A 19,711-nucleotide genomic window follows, 5' to 3' on the forward strand; every position below is an offset into this window, starting at 1 on the left:
TCTTTTTTAAACACATTACAAAATGTCAGACATAGAAGAAATAGAAGCAAGAGGAGGACAAGGACAGGTACTTGATCCCGAAACTTATAGAGACTCTATTGGCACAATGGAACAATCGGGAAAAAGAAAATGGGTCTTCCCGAGAAAGCCAAAAGGTAAGTATACCAACTATAGAAATATTGTAAGTTATATTTTACTGATTATTTATTTTGCATTACCCTTTATTAAGATTAATGGAAATCCTTTAATCCTATTTAATGTTATTGATAGAGAGTTTTTCATTTTCGGACAGCCTTTCTATCCTCAAGACTTTTTCATCCTTACTTTAGGAGCTATTGCGTCACTTATTTTTATTATTGTTTTTACGATTGCATTCGGAAGAATTTTCTGCGGTTGGATATGCCCTCAGACAATTTTTATGGAATCTATATTTCGTAAAATAGATTATCTTATTGAAGGTGACAGAAATAAGCAAATGAAACTGGACCGACAGGAATGGAATGCCGAGAAAATCTGGAAAAGAAGCTTAAAATGGACAGTCTTTATTGTGATCTCTTTAATTATTACCCACTTTATGTTTATGTACATCGTAGGGTATGAAGAAGTAATTAAAATCGTATCACAGGGTCCGTTTGCAAACCCTACCAACTTTATGGTAATGATTCTGTTTACCGCAGCATTTTATTTTGTTTTTGCATGGTTCAGAGAACAGGTTTGTACATTGGTTTGTCCTTACGGAAGACTTCAAGGAGTTTTAATTGATAAAGACACCATCAATGTCTTCTACGATTTCAAACGTGGAGAAAACAGATCTAAATGGAGAAAAGGAGAAGACAGAAAAGCTGCAGGAAAAGGAGACTGTATAGACTGTCATCAATGCGTTGTTGTTTGTCCTACAGGAATTGATATCAGAGACGGTCAACAATTGGAATGCGTAAACTGTACAGCTTGTATCGATGCTTGTGATGAAGTTATGGAAAAAGTTGGTCTGCCGAAAGGGTTGATCAGATATGCATCCGAAAACGAAATCGAAAAAGAAATCCCATTCAAGTTTACAGGAAGAATGAAAGGCTTTGCTGTTCTTCTTTTAGCACTTGTCGGATTCTTGGGTTATCTGTTATCCAGCCGTGGAGAAATGGAAGCTAAATTCATCAAACCTGCAGGAAGCACATTCTTTGTAAGAGATGGCAAAATTACCAATACTTATAATTATACATTCTTAAATAAAACGAATGATAAAAAAGTAGTAACGATAAAAGTAATTGAGCCTAAACACGGAGAAATTATTTACAGTGCATCAAGTAAGATCAGTGTAGATAGAGATAAGATCACAAAAGGGACTATCAATATCAGCTTCCCGGAAAATGAAATGAAATTATCAAAACAAAATATTACCATAGGCGTTTATGATATGAAAGGTAAGCTTGTTGATTCTTACCAGACGTATTTTGAAGGACCTTTTAAATTACAATTTTAATTTTGAGTATGAAAAACTTTAGTTGGGGACACGGTATTGTAATTGCACTAGCTGCATTCATCATTTTTATTTTATCGATGATGTTTCTTTTCACAAACGGACAGAAAAATTCTGAAATGGTAACTGATAATTATTATGAAGAAGAGCTGAAATACCAAGATGTAATTGATGCTAAAAAAAGAGCCGATGATTTACAGGAAAAACCTGTATACAAGCAAGATAAATCCGGAATTATAATTTCTTTCCCTAAAGATTACGACAATTCCAACACTACGGTAAAATTTGTTTTAAACAGAACCGACGACCAGAATTTAGATATACATAAAACTGTGCAGCTTGATGCCAATAAATCTTTTACAATTCCTACTCAGGTCTTAAAAGTGGGAAATTATACGTTGAGATTGACTTGGACTAAAGACAAAACAGACTACAGAATGGACTATGATGTGATATGGAAATAGCACTTATTGTATCGGCAATTGGCTTAGGCTTCGCATCCGGCTTTCACTGTATCGGAATGTGCGGCCCTATTGCTCTGTCGATGGGATTAACTAAAAAACAGGCAACCAATTATTATCTTCAAAATCTAACGTATCAGTTCGGAAGAATATTTACTTACTCTCTCTTGGGAGCCATCTTAGGAATTATTGGTGAAGGATTTGAAATGGCCGGTTTTCAAAAATACCTAACTATTTTAGTCGGAGTTCTTTTGATTATCATGGCTTTATTTTCTTTTGGGGGAAAAGATTTTGCTTCAAAGATTCCTTTCTTTTCTAAATTTTTGTTTTCCGTAAAATCAAACTTAGGAAAACTTCTTCAGAAAGCCGATTACCGTTCCAGATTTACAACAGGAATCCTTAACGGATTTTTACCTTGCGGAATGGTTTATATGGCATTAACAGCAAGCTTGGCAAGCGGAGGAATCTGGCAAGGAGCTTTATATATGTCTCTATTCGGATTAGGAACACTTCCATTTATGTTTGCAGTCGTTTTGGTAGGCAATCTCATGAATCAAGCTTTTAGAGTTAAAGTTTTAAAAGTAATTCCTGTAGTGATGATTGTTTTGGGAGGATTATTCATTCTTCGCGGTTTAGAACTCGGAATTCCTTATATCTCTCCACCTGCAGAAGCAATGTCGGTTTCCAAGGATAATCAGGGAGACTGCCATTTACCAGGAGACCACAGCACACACAAACACAACAATGCCAATTGTCATTAATCTATAAATCAAATACACACCTATGAAAAAGATTTTATTTTTACTTGTAATCACTCTTATTACTCTGCAATCCTGTACGGTAAACTCAGAAATCGTGTATCATAAAGATGCAGCATCTACAACATTAATGGATGTTGATATGAAGGAAGCGATGATGATGTTCAAATCCATGATGCCCGATTCTTTAAAAAATGATAAAAAAGAACTTGCCGAATTGGAAAAACTTCCAAAAACATGGACGAGTCTTTACGACATGGAGAAAAAAGAAGGGAAATTAAAAACTACCAACCCGGATTCCATTAAAATCATGAAAAAAGTATTCATGAAGTCCAATTTTGATAAAGAAGATCTTGTCGGTTTTTCCATGAAAATGGATCATTTTACAAAAACAGATTATGGTACAATCGGGAGTATGTCCAAAAAAGATAAACTTCCTGTTGATAACATGGCATTCAATGTTTGGGACGGGAAAACGCTTACCATAGATACTGAAAATTTAAATATCAATAGTTTTAAAGATATTCTTTCAGGAAAAGGGTTTCCCGGAGAAGAAAGCCTTGATTTAGATGACACTGCTGATAATAACCAGTCTGCCTCATCCATGATGAAAATGATGCTCAAAAAAATGAGTACGACTTTAAAATTTGAAAATAAAATAAAGTCGATTACCGGCAAACATGACTGGATTACTAAAGTAGATGATCATACCATAAGAGTCGATTACAATCTGGATGAAATGTTTGGTGACTCAAAAAAAGCACTTAAAAATTCAGATAAGAAGATAGTTATCGTAACTGAATAAAAAAACAAACCCACCAGAAAATTCCGGTGGGTTTTTATTTAGAATATAATTTAATATTAGTTAATCAAATCGAATCTTGCATATTCAGCAATCTTCTTAGGAAGTTTAATTCCTTCTGCAGTCTGGTTGTTCTCAAGCAAAGCTGCCATTATTCTTGGCAACGCCATTGCAGAACCATTTAATGTATGGACCAGCTGAGATTTACCATCCGCTTTATAACGGCATTTCAATCTGTTGGCCTGGAAAGTTTCAAAGTTAGAAACAGAACTTACTTCCAGCCACATTTCCTGAGCAGCACTCCATACTTCAAAATCATACGTCATTGCAGAAGCAAAACCAGTATCTCCACCACAAAGTCTCAGTACTCTGTAAGGAAGTTCAAGATCTGTTAAAATCTCTTTGATATGCTCTACCATTTCTTCCAAAACAGCATAAGAATTCTCTGGTTTTTCAATTCTTACGATTTCCACCTTTTCAAACTGATGAAGACGGTTCAATCCTCTTACATGAGCTCCGTAACTTCCCGCTTCTCTTCTGTAGCACTGAGAGAAAGCCGTATTTTTAATCGGAAGATCTTTTTCATCCAACAAAACATCACGGTATAAATTCGTCACGGGAACTTCCGCTGTTGGAATTAAATACAAATCATCAGCACCAACATGATACATCTGACCTTCTTTATCCGGCAACTGTCCTGTTCCATATCCTGAAGCTTCATTCACAACGTGAGGAGGATTGACTTCCATATATCCTTTCTCCACATTTTTATCTAAGAAATACTGAACCAAAGCTCTCTGCAATCTTGCTCCTTTTCCTAAATAAACAGGAAAACCGGCTCCGGCAATTTTTACTCCTAATTCAAAATCGATAAGGTTATATTTTTTTGCCAACTCCCAGTGAGGAATTGCTCCTTCTCCTAATCCTTCCACATCATGAGACTGATAAATGATTTCATTATCATCCGCAGAAGCTCCACTTTTCACCAATTCATTCGGAATATTAGGAAGCTGATACAAAATATCCAGTAAAGCTTTTTCTTTTACATCCAATTGAGATTTCAATTCCGACGTCGACTCTTTGTATTGTGCTGTTTTAGATTTTGCAGATTCAGCTTCTTCTTTTTTCCCTTCTTTCATCAACATTCCAATTTCTTTGGAGATTTTGTTAATTTCGGAAAGCTGGGAATCTAATTCAAACTGAATTTTTTTTCTTTCTTCGTCAGTAGCAATCGCTTCGTCTACCAACTCAAGATTTTTGAATTGTCTTTTTTTAAGACCTTCTAAAACGCGTTCTTTATTGTCGCGCAAAAAATTGACTTGTAACATAAAAGTTTAAAGTTTAAGGTTCAATAGTAGATACATTAAATCTGAAATAATTGGTTTCAAACTTAAAACATTGAACAGTTTATGCAAATTTAAGATTATTTTATGATTGTAACCACATTCGGTTCATTAGGTACTTTCGAGAATTTCAAAACTTTATTGTAATACACTTTCGAAACCTCAAAAACTGAAGGATTAATTCTGTAGAAAATTTCTAAAGTATCAATATCTACGGGAGCCGTTGTTGTTGCTGATGTTTTTTTAGTCAGAGAAACCCGAATTTCCGATCGATAAATTTTATTCTCAGGATCAGTATCATTATAAAGTTGTCTCTTTGCACCTGCAATATATTCTATATAATAAGTGGAATCAGCAAGCATTTTGCGTCCGAAAGAAACGTTAGCAACATTATTATCTGCCAGTTGATCATTCAGAGAAACTCCTGTATAAGAGCCTATTTTTGTAGGATTTAATAAATCTTTACCCGAAGCATCTTTTATGTACAGATTAAAGATCTGATCAATTTTCTGCAAAGAATCATCGTCACTTCTACAGCTTAGAAGTGTTACCAAACCAATTAGTATTCCCCAAAAAGATTTCTTCATATGACAAAGGTAAAATATTAATTTCTAGTCTGCTTACTGATTTTCAAAATATTTCTGATACCACAATTCAAAAGTTACAAGTTGCCAGATTTTTACACTTGCATATACTTCATTCTGATTTACCCACCATTCGTCTATAACATCAGCATTGAAAAAGTTTCTTTTTTTAAGATTTTCCAGATTATCTTTGATAAAATCTCTTATCTTTTCTTCACTTTTAATAAAATAACTTAAAGGAAAAGAAAATCCTTTTTTCGGCATCTTCAAAACTTCTTCTGGAAGATATTTTTCAGCAACTTTTCGCAATAACGGTTTATTCTGAATCCCATTATATCTGAGGTTTTCAGGAAGTGAAGATACAAAGTCTATTAACTCATTACTTAAATAAGGATAGCGAAATTCTACCCCATATTTCATAGCGCTTAAATCATCTCTGAAAACATGATGCGACGAAAGTGAATATTTCATATCATATTCAAAATACCCAACGTAATCTTTAGTTTCACTAAGATGATATTGTTTAAGATCCGGATTAATATGTTTAAAAATATTAGCTTTAAAAACTGACTTTGCCTCAGCAGGTTTCATCCCGACCTGACTTTGTCTGAAAAAATCGAACATCGTATCCTGGGAAAAATAATTTTTAACTTTTTTCGAAAATTGATCCTTTGTAAAAATAAAATATCTTATCCCATTAAAATTCTTCAGAAAAAGCCATTTTTTAAGTTTTAAAGAATGAGAATATCCCGCAAAAAGTTCATCCGCACCATTTCCGCTTAATACCACTTTAAATCCCAAATTTTTAGCATATTCAGCTGCATTCATCAATACTTCAAGACTGCTGTAAGGCTCCTCAAAATGCTGAATATTTTCTGTAAGCTGCGCTAAAACCTCTTCATCATTTACTTTTTTTACATGATGATCAATGTTAAGTTTTTGTGCAACAAGTGATGCGTTTTCCACTTCCTCTTCCGAGAATTGATAAGAAATCGTAAACGCATTAATATCTTTTTTAAAAGGTTTTGATTTTGAAGTAATCAAAGTAGAATCAATTCCTCCGCTCATCATACTTGCGACAGGAACATCGGCATGAAGCTGCTCAGAAACACTTTCAGCAAGCAGAGCATCAATTTTTTGAATAGCTTCGTTTTCTGAAATAGAAGAATCAGTTTTTAAAGACAGTTCCCAAAATTTTTCTTTTACAATTTCCTGATTCCTGAGATCAACACTCATAAAAGAACCCGGTTCCAATGAAAAAATATGCTGAAAACAGGTTTCAGGAGCTAAAGTCGTCTGGAAAAGAAAATTGGTATACACTCCGTTCCAGTTGATTTCAGGTTTTATAAATTCATTTTTCAGCAGTGCTTTTATTTCTGACGCCCAGATTAATCCATTTTTATTTTTAGAATAAAATAATGGTTTCAATCCTACCCGATCTCTCCCCAAAAGAATTTTTTGTTGTTCAAGATCCACAATGCAGATCGCAAACATTCCATCAAGTTTTGCAAACATTGAAGTTCCCCATTCTATATATGATTTGAGAATAACTTCTGTATCGGAATGGCTTTCAAAATGATAGTTTAAAGCCTTAAGTTCTTCTCTGAGTTTTTTAAAATTGTAAATTTCTCCATTGAAGGCAATAACTACTTTTTCATCTTCGGAAAGCATCGGTTGATGCCCTTTTTCTGAAAGGTCCAGAATCGAAAGTCTTCTGAAACCTAAAGCAATTTTTGAGCTTTCTTCTTGTAAAATAGGAAATTGTGTTTTAATCTTTTCCGTAGAATCATTTCCCGAGAAATTTTTGCTTTCAAAACCATCAGATATCCAAAACCCTTCATCATCGGGACCGCGATGTCTGATCGACAGATTCATCTCCGTAATATTTTTAGATGAAATATTTTTATGAAATGAATAATAACCGCAAATTCCGCACATAATTCTGATTTTGAAAAGTAAAAATAAGCAAAAGGCTTGATTTTCTAAAAATTGAATGATGATTTACTTCCTTATCAATTTTTCTTTAGCTAAACGAAAATCTTCTTTGGTAATCAGATAATCCTGAATTCTGAAATCTGTAGAACGATAAAATTTCACAAATAAAAGTAAAGCCGAAACTGAATATGATAAGGCAGTCACCATACAAGCACCGAAAATTCCGTATTTAGGGATCAAAAAGAAAGAAAAAACAAGAGTTACAATCAATCCGACTATTGATTTTATATTGAGAATTTTTAATTCTTTAATTCCTGAAAAATAATAGCCTATCATATCACTAATTCCAATGGCAAGAATTCCCGGAGATAAAAGCAACATAATGTCTTTTGTTCCCCTGAATCCTTTTCCGAAAATCATTTCATACACCGAACCGGGAATGATAATAATTCCCAATAAAAAAATCAGCATCAATAAAAATGAAAGCTTTAATGAAGATTTTGTTTTAAGAATTGATTCTTCCCTGCTTTTGCTGTTAACGACATCTGAATATAGAATTACGGCAATACTTCTTGTAATCGTCCAAATGGCTTCTGAAAAGGTAATTCCTATTGAAAAAATACCTACACTTCCGATTCCTTCAAAATGTTCAAGAAAATAAAAGGAAAGTCGGTAATTCAAAAACTGAACAAAAGCACTGAGTTGGGTTTTCCAGCCATATTCGAACATGCTTTTAAACACTTTTTTTGACAAAGAAATGTCCGAGATGTTACATTTTCTGATCACCTGAAAAAAACTCGTGAAAAATAAAAACGCCAGACAACAAATCTGCGCTCCAAAATATACTGAAACATCTTTCAGTTTTAAAATATAAATAAAGATTCCGAGAAAAATAATATGTACAAGCTGCTGTAAAACCGTATACACATTAAACAATCTGATGTTCTGAGTTCCTACAAAAAGATTGACATTGACGGATAATAATGCTGAAAAAACTGAAATTCCGATCAAATAAAGTAAATAATCAGCCTGAATATCTGCAAAACTGAATACAACAGGAATTAGAATCCCCATAACAACCGACCAGATATAAGAATATACTAAGATCTGTTCTGTTTTAAATTTTGATGCGAAATAAGAAGTACTGCTTCCTGCGAAAATACTGCTGAAAAAACTTACGATCGCCGCATTGGCGATCACAATCGAAATGGTTCCTTTTCCTTCACTTCCCCACATATTGGTAGAAAAAATCACCAACCCGAAACTTAGGATCAGAATGAGAAAACGCGAAATAAAAGTTTTGACAACAGTGAGTTGCATGGCAGTTATTTAATAGATTTTTTCACAAAATCAACGAAAGAATTCCGGATTACTTTCCAATTGTATTTTTCTTCAAATGCTTTTCTGGCATTAAGAACATGGGCATAATAATGTTCCGGATTCCGGATGTAATTTACGATTAAATCAGAAATGATTTCAGCATTTCTGGGATTAACAAGTTGTCCAAAGCCTGAGACATCCATATGCTCACGAATTCCTTTAAGGTTTGAGTATATTATAGGTTTTCCGGCTCCGATATAATAGAATAATTTGATCGGCAAAGAGTGGTTATTTTCAAAATTAAGTTCCCGAAGATCGAAACAAAGGTCGGCATCGGCAAAAGTTTCTGTAAAATGTTCAAATGATGTAGGTTTCCGGATCTCGATATTTTCAAATTGATATTGAGAAAGTAGATTTTTGAAGTAATTTTCGTCACTTTCTTTTCTCGCAGCACCGACGATGAGAAGTTTGATCTTAGTTTCGGGTACTTTTTTTCTTAAAAGATCAACCGCTTTGAAAAAGTTCCCAATTCCTTTATCTTGTGAAATGGCTCCGGTATAGCAGAGTTTTATTTCATTTGGAGTAAGTCTTTTAGTATTCGACACAACATATTTTTCATCCGGGTAATAAGGAAGAATCATATTTTTCTTCAACGGAAAAAAATAAGCCAGAGGAAATTTCTTTGTGCTTTCCCCAAAAATAAAATGGGTACTTAGAAAGCCTGCATATAACTGAATCAGAAAAAACTTTATCGCATGAAATATTTTTACGGGATATGTATAATTTTCAAGCATTGACATAGCAGGATACCATTCTGTTATATCATAAACAATACTTGTTTTTTTCTCTTTCTGATATTTTTTTGCAGCAAAAACGGCAACAGGTTCTGAACAAATGATACAATCCGGCTGAAACGAACTGCAGATCTTTTTAAAGGTTTCAAATTTTTCCTTTACCGATTTTTCTAAGATAGAATACGATTCGATCTGAATTCCATCTACATTTTCCTGAATGTCTGAACAAAGACTGCTTATTTTAACTTCAAATCCTTCTTCAACAAGCGTTTTGGCCTGATGAAAAAAAATCCTGTCGTCATTGGAATGATGAGCGGTCGTTAAAAAAAGTACTTTTTGCATTCAGAAAATATATTAACTAACAAAATTTCCTCAGAAGTTTCAAAGTAAAAGAAACCTCGGAGGAAATTCAAATATATTTAAAAAAATTATTTTATAGAAGCTGCCCAACTTTTCTCAAGTGGCAATAAAAAGTGGCTTAAAAAATCAAGATAGGTGTTTTTAGAGAAATCAAAAACCTGGATATCTTTAGAAATTTCGTTATTTCTCAGCTTCGATTTAAAATCAATCAATTTCAAAGTTTTCACTTCTCCATTTTCAACAAAGCTTGCTTTCATTCTGTCGAACAGACCTAATTGATATTCTTCATCAATTTCTCTCATGATCTTTCCTAAAGCATCGATACTGCATCCTGAAGCCATTTCTTTTTCTTCATCTACACAAATGATAATAAATTGATTTTTTTCAATTTTAAAAGATGAAGAAAGCGCTTTTCCGTGTGCAGCCCAAGTTGCCAGAAAATCGTATAGTTTTTCTGTAATTGTTTTGGCTTCTTTTGTTGTAAAGGGTCTTGATGCCGGATATATAATAACTCTATAGTCGCTGGTTTCTACGATAGAAGATTCTTCAATTTTCATTTCCAATAAATTTAAAGAGTAAAATTACGCAATTTTCCCGAGTTGAAAATTTTTATACTTTTTGCTTACTACATATAGCATCATCAATAAAAGTAAAATAATAAAGGATATATAGAATCTTAATTCAGCAGACTGAGGGAAAAACACAAATTTTATATAGATATTGACAAAAATAAATACCGAAATCATTCTTATATACAGGTCTTTCGAAAGATAGAAAATCACAAAAAGCATGCTTACAGATGCTAATGTTACTTTTTTAAAATACAGTAATCTGGAGAAAAGGATTTCAAAATATTTACCCACGGTAAAATCAGCAACTTCTGTGCTGATAAACGGTCTTCTGTATATAAAGGTATCATAAAATAGCGCTTTCCATCCCGGATAGTTATAATATTTCATGATTATAAAATAAAGGAATAACAGCAAAGCTGCCTGTAGACCATATGAAAGTTTTATCTTCTTTTCTTTGTAAAAAATATAAAGAAGCAAAGTAAAAAGATAAGTAAGGGTAAATGTAATATAATCCGGTCTTACAAAAGTAATGAGAAACAAAATTAAAAACATGCTCCAATCATTCCATTTACGCAGAAATCCTAACATAAAAATCAGCATAAACTGAAAAACAAACATATCGGGTGTAGATATTCTGGAGATGAATGCAACCGGAGGAAGCAAACAGATGATTATACACAAAACACCACTTATAAAAGGTTTATCCGGAAATATATTTTTCAGGACATAAAACAGCAATAATCCGGAAATAAAGTAAGAAATAATACTGAGCATTGTTACCGACATCGGACCGGTAAAACCCAGTTTATATAATACAAGTAAAGCAAGATTGTATCCTACTTTGATTTGAAAATAAGGAAGTTGTTCTGTAAAAGACTGTGTATTTTTAGTGAAATACTGCCTTGTTCTGTCATACTTTTTTATGCCGATAATATCGTTGTATTCGTAATCCGGCGCTTCTTTTTTTATTTCATCATAAATACGATGATGCACTTTTTCAGGATTATCGGGCATAATCATGGTATAAAAACATCCCATATAACCGGGCATATCCCAGTCATACATTCTGTTTTTATAATTCCATATACTTAAGAGAAAAACAAGAATTAAGGTAATTAGGAAAGAAATTTTCCATTTAAAATTTACACTTTTCTCTCCTAAAAACCTCACTTAGATTGTATTAATTAAAGATCTTCCGCTTCAGCCAGAAGTTCTACAATATCTTTAACGGCAACTTCTTCATTTTTATTGAAGTGCTTTACACCGTCTGTCATCATAGTATTACAGAAAGGACAGCCTGTTGCAATTACTTTTGGTGACGATGCCAAAGCTTCTTCCGTTCTTTCTATATTGATGTCTTTATTTCCTTTTTCCGGCTCTTTAAACATCTGTGCACCTCCTGCTCCACAGCATAATCCATTGGTTTTGCAACGCTTCATTTCTACAAGCTCTGCATCCAACTTTTCTAAAAGCATTCTTGGTGCTTCATATTCGTCATTTGCTCTTCCTAAATAGCAAGGATCATGAAACGTAATCTTCTTGCCTTTGAAAGCACCGCCTTCAATCTTTAAACGACCTTCTTCCATTAATGTTTTAAGGAATTGCGTGTGGTGTACCACCTCATAATTTCCTCCTAAACTAGGATATTCATTTTTCAAAGTATTGAAACAGTGCGGACAAGCCGTTACAATTTTCTTTACTTCATAAGCATTCAGAACTTCAATGTTCGTTAATGCCATCATCTGAAAAATGAACTCATTTCCGGCACGTTTTGCAGGATCACCTGTACAGCTTTCCTCTTGCCCTAAAACCGCAAACTCTACTCCTATTTTATTTAGGATTTTACAGAATGCTTTTGTTATCTTTTTGGCTCTGTCATCAAAACTTCCGGCACATCCTACCCAGAAAAGAACTTCCGGAGATTTGCCTTCCATTGCGTATTCGGCCATTGTTTTTATCGTGAAATCCATAGTAGTTTTCAAATTTATCAATATAACAGTGCAACAGTTTACCAATGATTGTTACATCGTTACATTTTTACATTGTTAAATTAATTAATCATTTGCCCAGTTCAGACGATCTGCTTGATTGTATTGCCAAGGAGCTGCATTGTTTTCTACATTCGTCATCATCAGATTCAATTCCTGTGGTGCTGCAGATTGCTCCATTACCAAGAATCTTCTCATTTCAAAAATAATGGAAAGCGGATCTAATAACACAGGACATGCGTCTGTACAAGCATTACATGTAGTACAAGCCCAAAGCTCTTCCTTGGTAATATAATCGTTCAACAATTTTTTACCATCGTCTACAAAACTTCCGTTCTTATCGATATTTCTCCCTACTTCTTCCAAACGATCTCTCGTTTTCATTAAAATCAATCTCGGAGACAATTTTTTACCTGTAATATTTGCAGGACAAACTGAAGTACAACGGCCACATTCCGTACAAGAATAGGCGTTCAATAGCTGAACCTGATTTAAATCAAAAACATCTTCTGCTCCAAATTTTGAAGGAACTTCTGCTTCCCCTTCAGCCGGAGCTGCGTATGGATCTGCATTCGGATCCATCATTAATTTAATTTCTTTGGTAACAGATTCTAAATTATTGAATTGTCCTTTCTTCTCTAAATTCGCATACCAAGTACTTGGGAAAGCTAAAATAATATGCAAATGCTTAGAATAATAAAGGTAGTTCATAAAGAATAAAATTCCTACAAAGTGAAACCACCAAGCTGCTTTTTCTGTAAAGAATAAGAATCCATCACCGAAATTGTTAAAGATAGGCGCTAAAAGTGTAGAACTGATAGGGAAACTTCCATGTTCAGGAAGCAATCCTCTTTGTTGAAGAACCCAATCCGCTGTATTCATCTTGAAGAAAGCCATCATTAGGGCAAACTCAATAATCAAAATCCAGTTGGCATCTTGCTTTGGCCATCCGAAAAGTTCTTTCATCGTTAGTCTTTTCACTCCGTAAAAGTTTCTACGGATAAAGAACACAACCACTCCAATCACTACTAAAAGTGCTAACACTTCTAAAGTAGCCGTAAAGAAATTATAAAGACCATGTCCGAATATGGATGATAAAAATCGATGTGTCCCGAATATCCCGTCAACAACAATTTCAACAAGTTCAATATTAATAATGACAAAACCTACATAAACAAAAAGGTGTAAAATACCTGCAACAGGACGTTTTACCATTTTACTCTGTCCCATCGCTACGCGAGCCATGGTTTCCCAGCGTTCCCCCTTTCGGTCACTTCTGTTGATCTCTTTTCCTAATCTGATGTTTCTATATATCTTTTGCAGACTTTTCGCAAATAGTCCGAAACCTGCAATTAATAAAATCAGAAAAATAATATTATCGATATATTGCATGGTAAGTTTTAGTTTTTATTATTCTTTCCGAAAACAGAGAAGTTAATATATCTTTTCGGGTTTGCTTTCATATCTTCTATTAAAGCATTCAGGTTAGTAGAAGCAGAATTCAGATTGTTGTACAACTGCTCGTCTTTCATTAATTTACCTAAACTTCCTTGCCCTTTATCAATACCTCCGATTACTTGGTTCAACTGTCCAACTGTTGCATCCAAATTTGCAATCGTTGCGTTCAGTTTTTTAGTATCAATGCTTTCTGCTAGATTCCCGTATTTATCTAAAGTCGTTTTACCACTTTTCATGGTAACGCTTGCTTCATCTAATACTTTCTGAAGTTTCGGATCATTGTTTCCAACAAGAGTATTTACACTTCCTGCTGTTGTTTGCAATGCACCAACTGTTTTATTAAGATTTGCCAATAATGCTCTGATTTCGGCTCTGTTTTGGTCATCAACAATTTTATTTGCATTTGACATTAAAGAATCAACTCTGTACAAAACAGTCTGCAGCTGATCTTTTACAGGTCCTACCTGAGAAGAAAGACTTCCCATCATTCCCAGTTTGAAAGCTCCTTTCAAGGTATCTCCATCTTTTGCAGTAGGTCCACCATACATTAAATTCACTCTCATTTCTTTTCCTGACATTAAACCCGGTTCAAAAATCTCCAGTGTTGAGTTTTTTGAAAATTCAAAACTATTATCAACCGTAATTTTAACGATGAAATTAATTTGTCCTGTTTTCGTTGTTTGAGGAATGATTTTATCGACCTGTCCCACTTTCAAACCATTAATGGAAACTGGCGAAGATTGAGCTAAACCTTCTACATTATCATATTTTGCGTAAAATATATTATCGGTAGTAAAAAGACTTCTGCCTTTCATGAATTGAAATAATACGACAAAGCCTACGATAGCTAAAAGCGCGATAACACCTGCTTTTAATTCTTTACTGAACTTCACTTGCTAATTTTTTCTAATGAGCAAATATACTACATTTTAAATTAATGTTTTCGTTTATTGCTCTGCTTTAAATACAAAAAAGACGGCAATTGTTATTGCCGTCTTTATATTTTTTATTGAGGAGTTTTTATTGTTGAGTTCCTACTTTATTCCAGATTTCGATTCTGTAATCTTCGATATCTGCATTATCTTGTAAGCTCTTCATCCAACCTTGTCCAAACATTCCTGCATTTCTTTGAGTTACAGACTCTGTGAACTGCTTCACGTCTCCAGGTTGTTTGTTTACTGTTTCGTTCTTTTTAATCAAAACATAAACTCCCGTTCCTCCTTCAATTGGATTAGAGATTTTTCCTTTAGCAACACCAAATGCAGCTCCTGCAACTTTAGGCTCCATAGCTCCTGCAACAGAAGGGCTTAAAAGGTTCACCTGAGCAGACTGTTTTGTTGTTCCAAATTGTTTAGCAATCTGATCCAAATTACCTGCTTTACCGATTTTCTCAGCAATTTGTTTTGCAGCCAATTTGTTTTTAACAACCACTTCGATCTGATCTCTTACCGACTCAGCATCAGCAAGACCTTTCTCTTGTTTTCCGTTTAAGTAAACAACAATTTTATCTCCTGTTCCGTCTACTGTAAAGAATTCAGTATCTCCTTTCTCTCTTTTCTTATCAAAAGCCCAAGCCAAAATCTCTCCGTCTTTATCTGTTCCTAATCCTTGAAGCTGACCGTCAAATCTTTTCGCTTGTTTAGGATTGGAGAATTGATAGTTTCCTTTCTTAGCAATATTCACGAAATCGTTGAAAGACTTCCCTTGAACTTGCTGAATAAATCTTCTTGCTTTTTTATCTGTTTCTGCTTCTGTAGCATCAGAAGGCTTAATCGCTTTTACTAAATGAGCCACTTTATAACCCATTGCTCCTGATTTTTTATCATCTACACTGATAATATGGAAACCGAAAGATGTTTCAGCTAAACCGATATCTCCTTTTGCGTGAGATGCCAAAAAGCTTAAATATCCTGGAGCAAATGGAGAAGTTGGTGTTGTCCAACCCACACTTCCGCCTCTTTCAGCAGCACCCGGTTCGTCAGAAAGTTTTAAATCTTCTTTAAATTTCGCAGGGTTTCCTTTTACTTCTGCTAAAATCTTTTCTGCAATACTTTTAGCTTCTTCTTTTGTTCTTGTAGCTGTAGATCTTTCTGCACCTTTATAAGCGATCAAAATATGACTAGACATTGTAGAGTCTGAAGCTTTTTTATCTAAAAGTTTAGAAGCTACGTATACATTTTGCTCTTTGTAAGGCCCGAAAGTCTGTCCAACAGCAGCAGTTGCTACTTGACCCTGAATAGCTTGTGGCAACTGATTTGCCGGCACATATTGGTTATTGAATGGCATATCAGAGTTTGCCATTACAAACATAGAGTCATTCTTTGTATTCTGGAAGTTTTCAGTTCCTCCGCTTGCATCAGTACCTGCTGAGAATAATTTTGTAATCTCTTTCTGAACAGCTGCATCATCAGCCGCACTTGGCTGTGAAGGGAAATACACAACTCCTAAGTTTCTGCTAGCTTCCGCTTTGAACATTACAGGGTGTTGTTTGATATAATTCGCTAAATCTTCTGTACTTACGTTAATTTTAGTTTTTTGAAGATAAGCAGTATAATCAACCTTTACAAAATCAATATCTGCAAGCTGATCTCTTTCCTTCATCAATTCTTCAGCTTCTTTTTTACCTGTAGTAATACCTGCTGAAACATTTGCGAACACTTGTCTGGCCATTAGTCTATACTCAATAGCTTTTCTTGTTTTCAACCATTGATTATAACCTTCCGGGCTCATGTTTTTCATGTCCTCTATTTGTTTTTTAAGCTCCTGAGTCTTAAAATTACCTTTCTCATCAAAGAATTGCTGATTTTGAGCAAACATTTGATCATACTGAAGCTGATTCCAGAAATACTCTTCTGTCATCGAGAAACCTAGCTTCTCAAATTGCTGCTTAATCAATTTAGACTGAACCAACAATTGCCAAGCCTGCTCTTCAAGACCATTTTTTGGCTGACCTTGTTGCTCCGCCTGCTGTTGTAATACAAAAAGCTGGTCATTAAACTCTTCACGAGTTATTTTTTCACCATTTACTTTTCCTAAAACATCCGGATTTTTACCAAACACCTTATCAATACTGTCCGGGTTTACCAAAAACGCCAAAAGCGCCAATGCAATTACTCCCATCAAAAGCCAAGGTCTACTCCTAATCTGTCCTAAAATTGCCATTTTATATATTATAGTTTTTTATCAGTTTGCGAAAATACACATTTTTAAGAAATTACAGAAATCTAAGTTCTTTTTTTAATTTTTAAAATGAAAATTTTACAAAAAAGGAAATTTTGACCGCATTTTTTCACAAAAAACAAATGGCATAAGTATTGTGCCTTTTACAGTAACGTCCTATATTATATGTTTTCAAAGTATATTACAGGATATTAGTTTAACGATTTAACATAAAAATGACAATTTGTCATTCAATATAATTATGATAGAATTCGAAGATATGAGTTTAGAAGAAATGATCGGTGATGGATTTGATATTGTAGCTGAAGAGATCAATCTTTCTGATCTTTCTGAGACAGAAAAAAATTCCGGACAAAAAATATTCCCTATACTTCCCGTAAGAAACATGGTGATGTTCCCTAATGTTGTAATTCCTATTACAGCAGGAAGAAAAACATCTATCCAGCTTCTTGAAGAAGCACAAAAAAACGGAGATTTTATCGGGATTGTAAGTCAAAAAAATTCGGAACTTGAATCGCCGACTGAAAAGGATTTTTATCATACAGGTACATTAGCGAAAATCATTAAAATCATAAAGCTTCCCGAAGGTAATATTACAGCAATTACCAAAGGATTCCACAGATTTAAGATAAAAAAAATGATTGAGGCTCAACCTTATTTCAAAGCTGAAATTTCTAAATTAAAGGATTCAAAACCTAAAAACAAGGAAGAATATGAGGCATTGCTGGAAAACGTTAAAGATCTTGCTTTAAAAATCATTGAGCTGGATCCTAATATTCCGAATGCGGCGAATTTTGCGATAAAAAACATTGGAAACAATGATGATCTGTTAAATTTCATTTGCACCAACGCTAGTTTTCCATCTGTTGAAAAGCAAAAACTGCTTGAAGAGAAAAATCTGATGGCAAGAGCCAACAAGTGCTATGAATTGATGCATGAAGATTTCAGAAAACTGGAATTGAGAAATCAGATTCATCAAAAAACTTCAAAAGATCTTGACAAACAACAGAGAGAATACTTTCTAAATCAACAAATTAGAACCATTCAGGAAGAATTGGGTGGCGGTCCGGAAAGTGATGTTGAAGATCTTATCGCGAAAGCAAGAAAGAAAACATGGAGCATAGAGGTTGAAGAGCATTTCCAAAAGGAAATCAGCCGATTGCAGCGCCAGAATCCTAATTCACCTGATTATAATGTTCAGAGAAATTATCTGGATTTCTTCACAGATCTTCCCTGGGAAACCTACACCAAAGATGTTTTTGATATTGCCAAAGCTGAGAAAATTTTAGATAAGGCTCACTTCGGACTGGAAGATATCAAAAAAAGAATTTTGGAGCACATGGCTGTTTTAAAACTCAAAAACAACATGAAATCTCCTATTCTATTATTGGTAGGACCTCCGGGAGTAGGTAAAACCTCTTTAGGAAAATCTATTGCAGATGCATTGGGAAGAAAATACGTAAGACTTTCTTTAGGCGGGCTTCACGACGAAAGTGAAATCCGTGGACACAGAAAAACCTATATCGGTGCGATGGCGGGAAGAATCCTGCAATCGATCAAGAAATCAGGAACTTCCAATCCTGTAATTGTTTTGGATGAGATGGATAAAATCGGACAGGGTTTACACGGTGACCCAAGTTCAGCGCTTTTAGAAGTCCTTGATCCTGAACAAAATAAATCTTTCTATGATAATTTCTTAGAAATGGGTTATGATTTGTCTAAAGTAATGTTCATTGCAACCGCAAACTCATTATCAAGCATTCAAACGCCACTATTGGACAGAACTGAAATCATCCAGATTGCAGGGTATACCTTGGAGGAAAAAATCGAGATTGCTAAAAGACATTTAATCAAGAAGCAACAAGACGAAAACGGTTTGGATTCAAAATCATTCAAACTTGGAAATGCGGAATTAAAACATATTATAGAAGCTCACACTTCAGAAAGCGGTGTAAGAACTTTAGAAAAAAGAATTGCTTCTATTGCACGTTGGGTTGCTTTACAAACCGCTTTGGCAAAAGAATATGATTCTAAAATCTCTCTTGAAAAAGTAGACGAAATTTTAGGAGTTCCAAGACCAAAAAGTTTATCGGAAATCACTGGGGTTCCTGGAGTTGTAACAGGACTGGCGTGGACAAGTGTTGGCGGAGATATTTTATTCATTGAAAGTATTTTAAGTAACGGAAAAGGAGCTTTAACCATGACCGGAAACTTAGGAACAGTCATGAAAGAATCTGCAACAATTGCTTTGGAATATATTAAAGCAAAACATGATGAATTAGGAATTTCTCAGGAAGATATTGAAAAGCATAACATTCACGTTCACGTTCCGGAAGGTGCCACTCCAAAAGACGGACCTTCTGCCGGTATCGCGATGCTGACTTCAATGGTTTCGTCATTTAAAAATAAAAAAGTAAAACCTCATCTTGCAATGACGGGTGAAATTACTTTAAGAGGAAAAGTACTTCCTGTTGGAGGAATTAAAGAAAAACTTCTTGCTGCAACAAGAGCGGGAATTAAAGATGTGATTCTTTGTGAAGCCAACAGAAAAGATGTTGAGGAAATCAAAAAAGATTATCTAAAAAATCTTAAAGTCCACTATGTCAACAGAATGGAAGAGGTAATCGATATTGCAATCGAAAAATAATCAGCATACATATTAACATTCTCAATACAAAGAAA

16 protein-coding genes are annotated in these 19,711 nt (G+C 34.3%); 5 read left to right on the plus strand and 11 right to left on the minus strand.

Annotated features, from left to right (window positions below; translation table 11 throughout):
- The first annotated feature begins 22 nt into the window (after positions 1–22).
- From ccoG to LV842_RS03935, 4 genes are read left to right on the plus strand one after another with little or no spacing between them, the layout of a single operon-like run.
- Positions 23–1,477, plus strand: coding sequence for a cytochrome c oxidase accessory protein CcoG (ccoG, locus tag LV842_RS03920; RefSeq protein WP_233110156.1), 1,455 nt, complete (start codon positions 23–25; stop codon positions 1,475–1,477).
- Between the two features lie 8 nt (positions 1,478–1,485).
- Positions 1,486–1,938, plus strand: a complete 453-nt coding sequence (locus tag LV842_RS03925) for a FixH family protein (protein ID WP_233110157.1) — start codon at positions 1,486–1,488, stop codon at positions 1,936–1,938.
- Positions 1,929–2,696: a sulfite exporter TauE/SafE family protein gene (locus tag LV842_RS03930; RefSeq protein ID WP_233110158.1), complete on the plus strand. Its 768-nt coding sequence runs from the start codon at positions 1,929–1,931 to the stop codon at positions 2,694–2,696. Before LV842_RS03925 ends, LV842_RS03930 begins: the two co-directional genes overlap by 10 nt.
- Positions 2,697–2,718: 22 nt before the next feature.
- A complete protein-coding gene (locus tag LV842_RS03935; protein ID WP_233110159.1) occupies positions 2,719–3,498 on the plus strand; it encodes a hypothetical protein in 780 nt (259 codons plus the stop codon).
- A 56-nt stretch (positions 3,499–3,554) separates the two neighbouring features.
- Here LV842_RS03935 and serS read toward each other — a convergent pair whose 3' ends face one another.
- The 11 genes from serS to LV842_RS03990 all read right to left on the minus strand — a co-directional run bounded on the left by serS (position 3,555) and on the right by LV842_RS03990 (position 17,011).
- Complete coding sequence (gene serS, locus LV842_RS03940; RefSeq protein ID WP_233110160.1) at positions 3,555–4,823, minus strand: serine--tRNA ligase; 1,269 nt, start codon at positions 4,821–4,823, stop codon at positions 3,555–3,557.
- Between the two features lie 95 nt (positions 4,824–4,918).
- Positions 4,919–5,425 (minus strand): hypothetical protein, encoded by a 507-nt coding sequence (locus LV842_RS03945; RefSeq protein WP_233110161.1) that lies wholly within the window; start codon positions 5,423–5,425, stop codon positions 4,919–4,921.
- A 33-nt stretch (positions 5,426–5,458) separates the two neighbouring features.
- A complete protein-coding gene (gene asnB / locus LV842_RS03950) occupies positions 5,459–7,360 on the minus strand; it encodes an asparagine synthase (glutamine-hydrolyzing) (protein WP_233110162.1) in 1,902 nt (633 codons plus the stop codon).
- Positions 7,361–7,423: 63 nt separating this feature from the next.
- Positions 7,424–8,677, minus strand: coding sequence for an MATE family efflux transporter (locus LV842_RS03955; RefSeq protein ID WP_233110163.1), 1,254 nt, complete (start codon positions 8,675–8,677; stop codon positions 7,424–7,426).
- A 5-nt stretch (positions 8,678–8,682) separates the two neighbouring features.
- Positions 8,683–9,813: a glycosyltransferase gene (locus tag LV842_RS03960; RefSeq protein WP_233110164.1), complete on the minus strand. Its 1,131-nt coding sequence runs from the start codon at positions 9,811–9,813 to the stop codon at positions 8,683–8,685.
- 86 nt (positions 9,814–9,899) lie between these two features.
- On the minus strand, positions 9,900–10,388 hold the full coding sequence (locus LV842_RS03965) for a hypothetical protein (protein ID WP_233110165.1): 489 nt from the start codon (positions 10,386–10,388) through the stop codon (positions 9,900–9,902).
- 24 nt (positions 10,389–10,412) lie between these two features.
- Complete coding sequence (locus tag LV842_RS03970; protein ID WP_233110166.1) at positions 10,413–11,573, minus strand: hypothetical protein; 1,161 nt, start codon at positions 11,571–11,573, stop codon at positions 10,413–10,415.
- Positions 11,574–11,587: 14 nt separating this feature from the next.
- Positions 11,588–12,373: a (Fe-S)-binding protein gene (locus LV842_RS03975; RefSeq protein WP_233110167.1), complete on the minus strand. Its 786-nt coding sequence runs from the start codon at positions 12,371–12,373 to the stop codon at positions 11,588–11,590.
- Between the two features lie 84 nt (positions 12,374–12,457).
- Complete coding sequence (locus LV842_RS03980) at positions 12,458–13,783, minus strand: (Fe-S)-binding protein (RefSeq protein WP_233110168.1); 1,326 nt, start codon at positions 13,781–13,783, stop codon at positions 12,458–12,460.
- Positions 13,784–13,791: 8 nt separating this feature from the next.
- A complete protein-coding gene (locus tag LV842_RS03985) occupies positions 13,792–14,742 on the minus strand; it encodes an MlaD family protein (protein ID WP_233110169.1) in 951 nt (316 codons plus the stop codon).
- Between the two features lie 127 nt (positions 14,743–14,869).
- A complete protein-coding gene (locus LV842_RS03990; protein WP_233110170.1) occupies positions 14,870–17,011 on the minus strand; it encodes a peptidylprolyl isomerase in 2,142 nt (713 codons plus the stop codon).
- A gap of 259 nt (positions 17,012–17,270) precedes the next feature.
- Here LV842_RS03990 and lon point away from each other — a divergent pair, with 259 nt between their 5' ends.
- On the plus strand, positions 17,271–19,676 hold the full coding sequence (gene lon, locus LV842_RS03995; protein ID WP_233110171.1) for an endopeptidase La: 2,406 nt from the start codon (positions 17,271–17,273) through the stop codon (positions 19,674–19,676).
- Positions 19,677–19,711 lie beyond the last annotated feature (35 nt).

Source organism: Chryseobacterium gwangjuense, from assembly GCF_021311115.1.
Classification (GTDB): domain Bacteria; phylum Bacteroidota; class Bacteroidia; order Flavobacteriales; family Weeksellaceae; genus Chryseobacterium; species Chryseobacterium gwangjuense.

Coding starts and splice junctions, on each gene's coding strand:
- ccoG (WP_233110156.1), top strand. CDS start 23: ATGTCAGACATAGAAGAAATAGAAGCAAGAGGAGGACAAGGACAGGTA.
- LV842_RS03925 (WP_233110157.1), top strand. CDS start 1,486: ATGAAAAACTTTAGTTGGGGACACGGTATTGTAATTGCACTAGCTGCA.
- LV842_RS03930 (WP_233110158.1), top strand. CDS start 1,929: ATGGAAATAGCACTTATTGTATCGGCAATTGGCTTAGGCTTCGCATCC.
- LV842_RS03935 (WP_233110159.1), top strand. CDS start 2,719: ATGAAAAAGATTTTATTTTTACTTGTAATCACTCTTATTACTCTGCAA.
- serS (WP_233110160.1), bottom strand. CDS start 4,823: ATGTTACAAGTCAATTTTTTGCGCGACAATAAAGAACGCGTTTTAGAA.
- LV842_RS03945 (WP_233110161.1), bottom strand. CDS start 5,425: ATGAAGAAATCTTTTTGGGGAATACTAATTGGTTTGGTAACACTTCTA.
- asnB (WP_233110162.1), bottom strand. CDS start 7,360: ATGTGCGGAATTTGCGGTTATTATTCATTTCATAAAAATATTTCATCT.
- LV842_RS03955 (WP_233110163.1), bottom strand. CDS start 8,677: ATGCAACTCACTGTTGTCAAAACTTTTATTTCGCGTTTTCTCATTCTG.
- LV842_RS03960 (WP_233110164.1), bottom strand. CDS start 9,813: ATGCAAAAAGTACTTTTTTTAACGACCGCTCATCATTCCAATGACGAC.
- LV842_RS03965 (WP_233110165.1), bottom strand. CDS start 10,388: ATGAAAATTGAAGAATCTTCTATCGTAGAAACCAGCGACTATAGAGTT.
- LV842_RS03975 (WP_233110167.1), bottom strand. CDS start 12,373: ATGGATTTCACGATAAAAACAATGGCCGAATACGCAATGGAAGGCAAA.
- LV842_RS03980 (WP_233110168.1), bottom strand. CDS start 13,783: ATGCAATATATCGATAATATTATTTTTCTGATTTTATTAATTGCAGGT.
- LV842_RS03990 (WP_233110170.1), bottom strand. CDS start 17,011: ATGGCAATTTTAGGACAGATTAGGAGTAGACCTTGGCTTTTGATGGGA.
- lon (WP_233110171.1), top strand. CDS start 17,271: ATGATAGAATTCGAAGATATGAGTTTAGAAGAAATGATCGGTGATGGA.